The sequence below is a fragment of the Aliirhizobium wenxiniae genome (assembly GCF_019511445.1).
GTDB classification, from domain to species: Bacteria; Pseudomonadota; Alphaproteobacteria; order Rhizobiales; family Rhizobiaceae; genus Neorhizobium; species Neorhizobium wenxiniae_A.
On record NZ_JAEUAN010000084.1, the window covers coordinates 1 to 555 of the forward strand.

A 555-nucleotide genomic window follows, 5' to 3' on the forward strand; every position below is an offset into this window, starting at 1 on the left:
AGATAAATACCGCCCACGACGTCGTAAAAGCTTCGGTGTTCATCCCACGGTTTATCTGCTGGAGAGTACTCCGTCAGATTCTTAAGTTCAGGATTTTTCATGTCTGCCGTCCCCTTGCGAGCGACAGACGAAATTGCGTGTTATCATTCCTGTATCACCTGTACCAATTGTCGTCAAATCAGTTCATGTTCTAGGTGATCGCGCCCCTGGAGTGGTGGAAGACTCGCAGGGGCTAATTTATAACCACTCCCGACAAAATACTCTCAAACCTATTTACACGCAAATCCGCGCTCAGGCCAGATATGGCAAGGGATAGAGCTGATTCAAAAAATCGCATTTATCCCTTAAGTATAAATACAAGGAACGCGCACGAAAGCAGCAGCAAAATCGCCTGTTTTTTGTTCGATTTTTTGAGGGCAAAAACAACAACCACGAAAGCGTTTTCCCGACAAAACACCCACAGGCTTTTCCACCAATTTTGTGAACAACAAAAACCGTCTTGCAGGTGGTTGGCATCACTCCGTGACACCTGTTTCTTATACACATCTCCTGTCC

Annotated in this window: 1 protein-coding gene; it reads right to left on the bottom strand. The window is 45.8% G+C overall.

Annotation, left to right across the window (positions count from 1 at the left end):
- Positions 1-337: 337 nt before the first annotated feature.
- On the bottom strand, positions 338-555 hold a 218-nt coding region (locus tag JNB91_RS30400; protein ID WP_220329128.1), incomplete at its 5' end, for a hypothetical protein.